Source organism: Corallococcus sp. CA053C, assembly GCF_003611675.1.
Classification (GTDB): Bacteria; Myxococcota; Myxococcia; order Myxococcales; family Myxococcaceae; genus Corallococcus.
Genome location: NZ_RAWA01000431.1, coordinates 1 through 8,514 on the forward strand (window position 1 = coordinate 1; position 8,514 = coordinate 8,514).

An 8,514-nucleotide genomic window follows, 5' to 3' on the forward strand; every position below is an offset into this window, starting at 1 on the left:
GGGGAGGGGACGGGCCCTGCTTCCGCGTCAGCCCGTCTCGCGCGCCGACGCGTCACCCAACGCGAGCTCGGGCTCGGGCCCGGCCTCGGTGCCGTCCCACGGGATGTAGCGCACGCCCGGCACCGGCTCCGGCGCGTGGAACTCCAGCGCGCCCACGGTGGAGGTGAGCGTCTTCGTGGGGCGCCATGGCGCGAACGGGTGGGGCCGGGAGAAGAGCTCCACCTCACAGCGGGCCACGTCGCTCTGGGCCACCCGCACGTCCCAGCCCTTCGGGTCGCGGTACAGGTAGCCCACCAGCGTGCGCGGGTCGCACCACGCGCGGCCCTTCATCCCCACCGTGGCGGAGGCGGCGCTGAATGACAGCTCCCCGGTGGTGGGCGAGCTCACCCGCGTGAAGAGCATGCTGGGCAGCTCGTGGAACGTGTGCTTCGCGTCCCCGGTGCGCAGGTAGATGGGCGCGAGGCGCGGGTGGCCGGCCTTGCGCTCGGCACGCACCATCATCGCCTCCAGCCGCGCGTCCGGGTCCTCGCGGAAGCGCGGGCAGTACAGCCACGTCAGCTCCTCCAGCCGCCGGTGGCCCCACAGGTGCTTCTGCAGGCCGGGCGCGCCCTTCACCTCGAAGCGCTCGCCATCCACCGTCACCGTGCCGTCGAAGACGAGGTCGTCGTGCACGTGCGCCACGTTCGTGGGCAGGGGCAGCAGCGAGATGCCGCGCGGCTCGCGGCGCACCGGAGCCTTGCCCTCCTGCGAGATGCGCAGGTCCCAGGCGATGGCGTGCTCCCCGGAGGCCACCTGTCCGTGACACCTTCCGGGCGCAAGCTCCGAGTCCCCGATGCGCACCCCGGAGGGCGACAGCGCCGTGAAGGCCGAGGCCGGGTGGATGGACTTGAGCGCCACCGCGGGCCGGTCCGCCGACGCGCAGTCGAACGCCGCCGCCCACACCGTGGCGCGGGGCTCACCCGGGGCTCCCGGCGCGGGGGTGAACAGCGTGTAGCGCAACCACCAGGCGCGGTCTCCGCCGGTGTCCAGCACCACCACGAACCAGATCTCGAAGAAACCCCGCTGACCGGTCCAGCGCGGCAGGTTGGCGCGCTCGCTCGACGGCATTGGATGCAGCCCCCTCTTCACGACGGGGCAGCCCAACACCACCCCAGGGGACCACGCTGGCAGATGGGGCCCGGTGCGAGCAAGGGCCCGCGGGTCGCGGATCCGCCGCGCGCCTCGGGCTCCGCCGTGACTCAGGAGCCCGGCACGCCCCAGGACACGCGGTACGTGACGCTGTCGTCGTCGTACTGGACGACGTCCACCTGCGTGGCGGGGCCGCTGGCCGCGCGCACCGTGGCCAGCATCACGCCCTGCTTGAAGTAGCGCAGCAGGCCCGGCTCGTTGAGCCACAGGTCCGCTTCGCGCTCGCCGCGCTCGGTGATGCGGACCTCGGTGTAGTTGTTGCCGGTGCGGAAGCTGTGCTGCGTGCGCAGCAGCATCCGCTTGGGCCCGATGAGCCGCAGCACGCCCAGCAGCGCCCGGCCCACCATCGTGTCGCGGTAGCCGTCGATCATCCGCTCGCCCAGCATCCGCCACGCCACCGGCTCCGGCTGCAGCGACTTCGCCGTCAGCGCCACGCAGCGCGCCCACGTCTCCAGCGAGTACGCCGGCTGAAGCGGCCGGTCCAGGTCCAGCCCCTCCTTGCGCAGCTGCTCCTTGAGGGCGAAGGACACCTTGCCGGACAGTCCCCGGACGAAGAGCCCCTCGACGATGGTCGGGAACACGAGTTTCTCTGCGGCGGCCATGGAGGGCCATTCCGCCCAGCCCGGCCGGTCCCGGTCAAGCCCTACCGGGCAGGTGGCGTCCTTCGCCTGAACGGGCCATTGCCCTGAAGGGCCATTTCCCGCCCCTTGCGTCCCAAGGGAACGCGGGCGACGTCCCCCTCCGACGCGCCGGGGGCCGCCGCCTTGTCCCACCCGGGGCGCCGGCCCGTTGGGAGGGTGAGCATCCTGGGGTCCACATTGCCCTGGCGTCTTCATTGCAATTCCAGGAAAAAGCGGGTGAGCCTTACCCCTCCCCCAGGAGCCGCCATGCCCAAGATCAAGAGCACCTCTTCCATCAAGAAGGCGACGCAGTCGGCGCAGACCAATCCGATCGCCTCGAAGGCGCAGGTGCAGGCCAATGCGGCCCAGGCCAAGCCGAAGAAGGAGCCGGCCCTCAAGCCGCCCCCGGACCACAAGGTCTTCACGGACGGCTTTGGCGGCGCGGTGTACGGCTCCAAGAACCCGGACAAGAAGCTGAGCCTGGACGACGGCAAGAAGCTGTCCACCGAGCACCAGCGGCTGGCGGGCATCGAGGCGAATGCGCGCACCGAGGGCATCAAGGGGAAGAAGGAGGGCGGCGCGGCGCTGAGCAAGAACACCAACTTCTTCGCCACGTCCTTCGGCGCGGTCCACACGCAAGGGGCCTACACGAAGTCGCAGGGCTCCAACGTGCCGCCGCCGGACGCGATGAAGCGCAAGTACCACCCCAACGTGCACGACCTGACCCAGGACGGCAAGCGCGTGTCCGTCAGCGGCCAGAACGACGCGAAGACGAAGACGTCCGGCTACGAGTACAGCGGCTCCAAGGTCGAGGGCTCGGACGCGTTCGGCCGCACCCCGAAGCGCGACGCGCTGCAGGCCGGAGCGCCCGCGGAGGCCCGGTACTCGAAGGCCTCGCCACCCCCCGCGGACTTCAACACGACCTTCATGCACAGCGAGCAGTCCGACGCCGCGAGGCTGATGAAGGACGGTGCGGCGAAGGACATCGCCGCGTCCTTCAAGGGCACGCTGCCGCCGAACTCGAAGATCCACGCGGTGACGTACAGCGGCCACACCACGCGCCACACCTGCGCCAACTGCGAGTACACGACGGGCCACCTGGCGAAGAACCCGGACCTGTTCCGCAAGGACCTGAGCGCGGAGCTGAAGGCGCAGGGCTTCCAGGTGCCGAAGGACGGCGTGCGCCTGCTGCCCATCATCTCCGCCCACGAGAAGACGAACGGCGTGCGGCAGAACCCGCAGACCCCGCGCCGTCCGCTGGAGGGCGGAGAGGTCGACCTCAAGAACCTCGCCGGCCAGGGCAAGTTCATCGAGACGCCGCTCGCCAACGTGAAGTGAGCCGCACGCTCCCTCCTTCCAGGACTCCCTTCCGATGATGACCTCTTCCGAGACTGAATCCCTCCGGCACCTCGCGGACTGCCAGACGCCGGAGTACGGCGCGGTGTCCGTGCACGGCGCCACCTGCACCGACGACGGCTGCCTGTGCGACACCGTGAACCTGAAGGTGACCGCGGGCGGCGAGCAGAAGGCGCTGACCCTCACCGCCGACGGCACGCTGCTGGATGACGAGCTGCGTCCCGCCGAGGACCGCTGGGGCGGCGTGGTGCGCGCGGCGTCCCAGGCGCCGGGCTTCCAGCAGGGCTTCGAGGCGCTGGTGCTGGAGCGGCGCACGCAGGTGCTCGAAGCGATGGGCCGGCTGGAGGGCGCCTTCGAGGTGCAGCTGCCGGCGTCGCTCCTGGGCGAGGACGCGGACCTGGAGCGCGACGTGCTGGGCCGCGTGGAGCTGGACGGCCAGCGCTACGCGTACCGCATCGAGCTGTGCGCGGACCCGAAGTGCGAGTGCGAGAACCTCTTCCTCGTGGTGTGGCAGCCCGGGGACGCGAAGCGCGCCGTGTTCGCCATCACGCCGGACGGCCGCTGGATGGTGGAGCAGGCGGGCCGGGCGGAGCTGACCATGGACGCCGTGGAGGGGCCGCTGGTTGCCACGGAGGCGTTCCAGGCGCTGCTGGGCCAGATGCGCGTGGAGCGCATCCTCCAGAAGTACCACCGCTCCGTGCGCGGGCCTTCGTTCGTCTGAGGCACGCCGCAGGGGGGGACCACCGGGCGCGGGCATCTGCTAGCGTCCGGGGGTCCTGGCTCCCCCGATGACGTCCCGTTCCCTGCCGTGCGTGTTGCTGCTGCTGTCCGTGCTGTGCGCGTCCGGAGCCCTGGGCGCGCGTCCGGTGCCTGCCTCCGCGGCGGACGGGATGGCGATGCTCCAGCGCATGGACACCGCGCGCGTGCGGGGCTCGCCCAGCGTGCTGCGCACGGAGCTGGACGCGCAGGAGGCGAAGGCGCCGAAGGATCCGATGCCCCGGCTGTACCGGGCCTTCCTCTCGCTGCCCTCCGACGAGAGCTTCAGCGAGTTCAAGGCGCTCGCGGTGCTGTACCCGGAGAACCCCTGGCCGCACGTGGGCATGGGGCTCGTGTACGTGCGCTGGAAGATGCTCGCGGAGGCCAGCCCGCCGCTGGAGGCCGCGCGCAAGGCCGTGCCCGGCTTCGCGCCCGCGCTCTGGGTGGAGGGCCTGCGCCTCCAGGCCGAAGGCAAGCGCGCGGAGGCGGAAGCAAGGCTGCGCGAGGCGCTCGCGAAGCTGGACACGCCCCGCATCCGCACCGACCTGGGACTGCTCCTGGCGGGACGGCCGGGGGGGGCGGCGGAGGCGATTTCGCTGCTGTCGCGTTCGGTGAAGGACTGGCCGGAGCAACCGGAGGCGCTCCAGGTGCTCTCGCGGCTGGCCCGTGAGGCGGGGGACGCGAAGGCGGGCGCGGAGGCCGGTGCGTTGCTCGTCGCGCTCCAGCCGCACGACAAGGAGGCGCACCGTCGGCAGGCGGAGGCGTGGCTCGCGGCCGGGGACAAGGTGCAGGCGGTGAAGATGCTGGAGCGCTACGCGACGCTGGGCGGCGCGGAGCCGGCGGTGCTCGCGTCGTGGGTGCGGCTCAACGTGGAGCTGGGCCGGCCGGAGGAAGAGGAGAAGGCCCTGGTGCGCCTCAGCGCCGCGACGCCGAAGGACGCGGAGCCGCTGCTGCGCCTCGCCACGCTGGCGGAGGCGAAGCCGGACCTGGCCGCCACCGAGGCGCGTCTGGATCAAGCAGCGGTGCTCGCCCCGGGCCGGGCGGACATCCAGGTGCGGCGGGCGCGGCTGCTGCTCAAGCAGGAGCGCTTCTTTGAAGCCGTGATGGCGTACCGCGCGGCGCTCGCGGCCCCGGAGCGGCCGGTGCCCGAGGCCGCGGAGGAGTTCGCGCAGCTGAGCCGCAAGCTGCGCCTGCCCGCGGCTCCGGCGAAGGGCACGATCGAGCAGATCTACGACCGTGTGTCGCTGGGGCTCGTCGCGCTGTACCTGGAGCACCTGCCGGCGAAGCCGGACTTGAAGGGCAACCTCAAGGTGCGCGTGGACCTGGATGCCACCGGCCGCGCCACGAAGGTCGTGGTGCTGTACGACAGCCTCCAGGACGTGCTGATCACCCACCACGCGCAGGTCGCCTTCATGGATGCGCAGTACCCGCCCGACAGCGAGTCGCCCGAGTACCAGTACGTCTTCCGGCCTCCCGCGCGCTGAAGCGTCTTACGCGCCCCGCGTGTCCGCCACGGCGGGGTGCTCCGTCTCGATGAGGCCGCCTCTTTCCGCCTCCGCCGCGTTGAAGCGTCTACGCGGACCGCGTGTCCGCCACGGCTGACTGCTGCGTCCCGGTAGCGTCGCCGCCGAGCGGCTTCGCGGCGGAGGCCACGCGTCCGAGCGCCTCGGTGAGCGTGCGGAGCGGATCCTCCGGCAGGTCGTGCGAGCGCCACGCCACGTAGCCATCCGGGCGGATCAACGTGGCGCCTCCTGCTCCCAGGCCGAAGCCCTTCCGGAACGCTTCCAGGTCCAGGGGGCGCACGTCGGCGCCGATGCGCAGGCTCTCCAGCGCGATGCCCCAGGGCTCGGCGGCGAGCGTCGCGGCGGAGCACCACCGCGTGTCCTCGGCGAGCAGCACCCAGGAGCGCTGGAACAGGTCGAGCGTCGAGACCCGCGCGTCGCCCCTGTCCACCCAGGCGTGCGGTGCGCGCGTGCCGGGCTGGCCCGCCCACTGGTCGGGGCGCAGGGCGGGCGGCAGCGTCGCGTCGGCGCCGAGGACCGCGGTCGAGCGGTAGAGCTGACCGAGTTCCATGGCCACGTCATCGAGGATGGGCGTGGCCTCGCCGGCTCCCGCGTGCGCCTTGAAGTCGTCCCGCGCGAAGATCTGCTGGTGCCGCAGCCACGCGATGGGGCGTCGCTCGGCGTCGTACGTGTCGAGCAGTGCCGGTGTCGACGCGCCGGAGTGGACCGCCGCCAGCTTCCACGCGAGGTTGTGCGCGTCCTCGATGCCGGTGTTCGCGCCGTACCCGCCCCGGTTGGGCGGCAGCGTGTGCGCGGAGTCCCCGGCGAGGAACACCCGGCCTGACGCGAAGCGATCCGCGATGAGCGCGCTCACCTCCCAGCGGCCGGTGGTGACGAGCTCGACCTCCAGGTCGTCCCGGCCAATCGCCCGGTGGATCAGCGCCCGCAGCGTGGCGTCGTCGCGCTCCACGTCGTCCGAGAAGATGAGCAGCCAGCGCCCGTCGCCGTAGGTGGTGAGGAACGCCTCGAAGCCCGGCTGCTGGAGGTTGAACTGCGAGACGCCGGCCTGGAGGTACTCCTGGAGCGGGGCCCGGAAGATGATGCTGCGCACCGTCCGCATGTGGCCCCGCCCGCTGCGTCCAATCCCGAGCGCCTCGCGGATCGGGCTGCGATGACCATCCGCCGCGATCATGTAGTCGGCGCGCAGCTCGTACTCGCTCCCGTCGCGCGTGCGGAGCGTGGCGACCACCCCGTCAGCGTCCTGCTCGAACCGGAGCAGCTGGGTTTCAAGTCGCACGTCGGCCCCAAGCGCGATGGCCTGCTCCCGGAGGATGGGCTCCAGGCGGTCCTGGGCGAGCGCCGCGCCCCGGCACGGTGAGTATTCGAGCTCGGGCGCTCGCAGCTCCTCGGGCGTCCACGGGGTCTCCTCGAACCACTTCCCGGCGAGGCTCTCCGCGCGGGCCCGGCGCAGCCGAAGGCCCGGGGGCGCCTGCGGGATGCGTTCGCCCAGCCCGGCGGCCCGAAAGAGCTCCAGCGTCCGGGGCGTGAAGCCGATGGCGCGCGGATGCGGCGAGCTGCCGGGGTGTCGCTCGACGACCACGGTGGGGACGCCCCGCGCCGCCAGGAACAACGCGCTCGACAACCCCACCAGGCTGCCGCCGACGACGAGCACTGCTGTTGACTTCGTTTCCATCGTTCTCTCCGATACGGTGTATTTGTCGATACAGTGTATCGGCGAAGGTCGGTTGTCAACTCGGGTTCTGATCGGGCAAGACGGGTCGTGATGAGCACTGGAAGGAAGCCGCGCGCGAAGAAGGCCGCCCTCGTCTGGGAGCGGCCGGAGCCTGACCGCCGTCCCGCGCCGGCGCCGCTGAGCCGCGAGGGCATCGTCCAGGCGGCCATCGAGCTTGCCGACAAGGAGGGGCTCGACTCCGTGTCGTTGCGCAAGGTGGGGGCCGCGCTGGATGCGGGACCGATGCGGCTCTACGGCTACGTGGCCACGAAGGAAGAGCTGCTCGGGCTGATGGTGGACGAGGTCTACGGAGAGATGATCTCCGAGGGCCGGATCCGCGGCGACTGGCGCAAGGCGCTGAGGGCGCTCGCCCACCGGATGCGGCGCGCCGCCCGCGAGCACCCGTGGTTCATCGATCTGCTCGGCGGCCGTCCCCACCTGGGCCCGAACTCGCTCGCGCACCTGGAGGCTTCCCTTGCCGCGTTGAGTGACACCCCGGGCTTCGAGGACATCGACGCCGTCATGCTGGCCGTGATGACCGTCAACGCCTACGTCATCGGCGCCATCCGGACCGAGGTCAGCGAGCTGCGCGCCGAGCTCCAGAGCGGTCGGAACAAGGCGGAGTGGCAGACCGCGACGGGGCCCTACCTCCAGCGGATGATCGCCACGGGTGACTTCCCGACGCTCGACAAGGTCCTCCGGGACGCCACGCATCCCTCGCTCGACATCGTGTTCGACAAGGGGCTGGAGTGCGTGCTCGACGGCATCGCGGCGCGGCTGCTGCGCTGAACACTTCCCTGGCTGGGAGCCTCGCCTTGAACACCGCACCGCTGACGCCCGAAGCCCTGTGGCCGCGCACGCTGGAGGTCACCCGGCACGCGCTGGAGACGGGGGCGTTGCAGCCCATCACCACCGAGGCGCGCACCGTCGCTCAGGGGCGCGCGACGTTCCAGGTGCGCATCCTGGGACGGGTGGCGCTCAAGGAGCGGCCCCGGCCCGTGGCTCCTGATGCGGCGCCGTTCAATCCGTTCGCGCACCCGGAGCCGGACCTCGTGGTGGGGGACGTGGCGCCCGCGCACGTCTGTCTGCTCAACAAGTTCAACGTCGTGGAGCACCACCTGCTGCTCGTCACCCGCGACTTCGAATCGCAGGACTCGCTGCTGACGGCCGGGGACTTCGACGCGCTCGCGACGTGCCTGGAGGGGCTGGACGGGCTGGCCTTCTACAACGCGGGGGAGACGGCGGGCGCGAGCCAGCGGCACAAGCACCTGCAGCTCGTTCCTCCGCTGGGGCCTGACGGGCTGCGTGCGCCGCTGGAGGCACTGTTCCCGTCGCTGCTGGAACCGGGGCGGGTGGTGGC

7 protein-coding genes and 1 pseudogene are annotated in these 8,514 nt (G+C 71.8%); 5 read left to right on the top strand and 3 right to left on the bottom strand.

Annotated elements, in window-relative coordinates; genetic code table 11:
- Positions 1–27: 27 nt before the first annotated feature.
- Together D7V97_RS36235 and D7V97_RS36240 are read right to left on the bottom strand one after the other, a co-directional pair.
- Positions 28–1,107: a hypothetical protein gene (locus tag D7V97_RS36235; RefSeq protein WP_120615187.1), complete on the bottom strand. Its 1,080-nt coding sequence runs from the start codon at positions 1,105–1,107 to the stop codon at positions 28–30.
- 131 nt (positions 1,108–1,238) lie between these two features.
- Complete coding sequence (locus D7V97_RS36240; protein ID WP_120615188.1) at positions 1,239–1,790, bottom strand: DUF2378 family protein; 552 nt, start codon at positions 1,788–1,790, stop codon at positions 1,239–1,241.
- 285 nt (positions 1,791–2,075) lie between these two features.
- Here D7V97_RS36240 and D7V97_RS36245 point away from each other — a divergent pair, with 285 nt between their 5' ends.
- From D7V97_RS36245 to D7V97_RS36255, 3 genes are all read left to right on the top strand, one after another.
- Entirely contained in the window at positions 2,076–3,146 is a 1,071-nt protein-coding gene (locus D7V97_RS36245) for a hypothetical protein (RefSeq protein WP_120615189.1), read from the top strand.
- A gap of 34 nt (positions 3,147–3,180) precedes the next feature.
- Positions 3,181–3,885 (top strand): hypothetical protein, encoded by a 705-nt coding sequence (locus D7V97_RS36250; RefSeq protein ID WP_120615190.1) that lies wholly within the window; start codon positions 3,181–3,183, stop codon positions 3,883–3,885.
- A 67-nt stretch (positions 3,886–3,952) separates the two neighbouring features.
- Positions 3,953–5,404 (top strand): hypothetical protein, encoded by a 1,452-nt coding sequence (locus D7V97_RS36255; RefSeq protein ID WP_120615191.1) that lies wholly within the window; start codon positions 3,953–3,955, stop codon positions 5,402–5,404.
- An 88-nt stretch (positions 5,405–5,492) separates the two neighbouring features.
- On the opposite strand, the gene D7V97_RS36260 is transcribed toward D7V97_RS36255, so the two are convergent.
- Positions 5,493–7,115, bottom strand: coding sequence for an FAD-dependent monooxygenase (locus D7V97_RS36260; RefSeq protein WP_120615192.1), 1,623 nt, complete (start codon positions 7,113–7,115; stop codon positions 5,493–5,495).
- Positions 7,116–7,205: 90 nt separating this feature from the next.
- Between D7V97_RS36260 and D7V97_RS36265 the strand changes: the two genes are divergently transcribed.
- Both D7V97_RS36265 and D7V97_RS36270 read left to right on the top strand, forming a co-directional pair.
- Entirely contained in the window at positions 7,206–7,943 is a 738-nt protein-coding gene (locus tag D7V97_RS36265; protein WP_120615193.1) for a TetR/AcrR family transcriptional regulator C-terminal domain-containing protein, read from the top strand.
- A gap of 26 nt (positions 7,944–7,969) precedes the next feature.
- Positions 7,970–8,514: pseudogene (locus D7V97_RS36270) on the top strand (ATP adenylyltransferase); the annotation flags it as partial.

Excerpts from the sequence above, each read along its gene's own strand:
- D7V97_RS36235 (WP_120615187.1), bottom strand. The coding sequence starts at position 1,107 with ATGCCGTCGAGCGAGCGCGCCAACCTGCCGCGCTGGACCGGTCAGCGG.
- D7V97_RS36240 (WP_120615188.1), bottom strand. The coding sequence starts at position 1,790 with ATGGCCGCCGCAGAGAAACTCGTGTTCCCGACCATCGTCGAGGGGCTC.
- D7V97_RS36245 (WP_120615189.1), top strand. The coding sequence starts at position 2,076 with ATGCCCAAGATCAAGAGCACCTCTTCCATCAAGAAGGCGACGCAGTCG.
- D7V97_RS36250 (WP_120615190.1), top strand. The coding sequence starts at position 3,181 with ATGATGACCTCTTCCGAGACTGAATCCCTCCGGCACCTCGCGGACTGC.
- D7V97_RS36255 (WP_120615191.1), top strand. The coding sequence starts at position 3,953 with ATGACGTCCCGTTCCCTGCCGTGCGTGTTGCTGCTGCTGTCCGTGCTG.
- D7V97_RS36260 (WP_120615192.1), bottom strand. The coding sequence starts at position 7,115 with ATGGAAACGAAGTCAACAGCAGTGCTCGTCGTCGGCGGCAGCCTGGTG.
- D7V97_RS36265 (WP_120615193.1), top strand. The coding sequence starts at position 7,206 with ATGAGCACTGGAAGGAAGCCGCGCGCGAAGAAGGCCGCCCTCGTCTGG.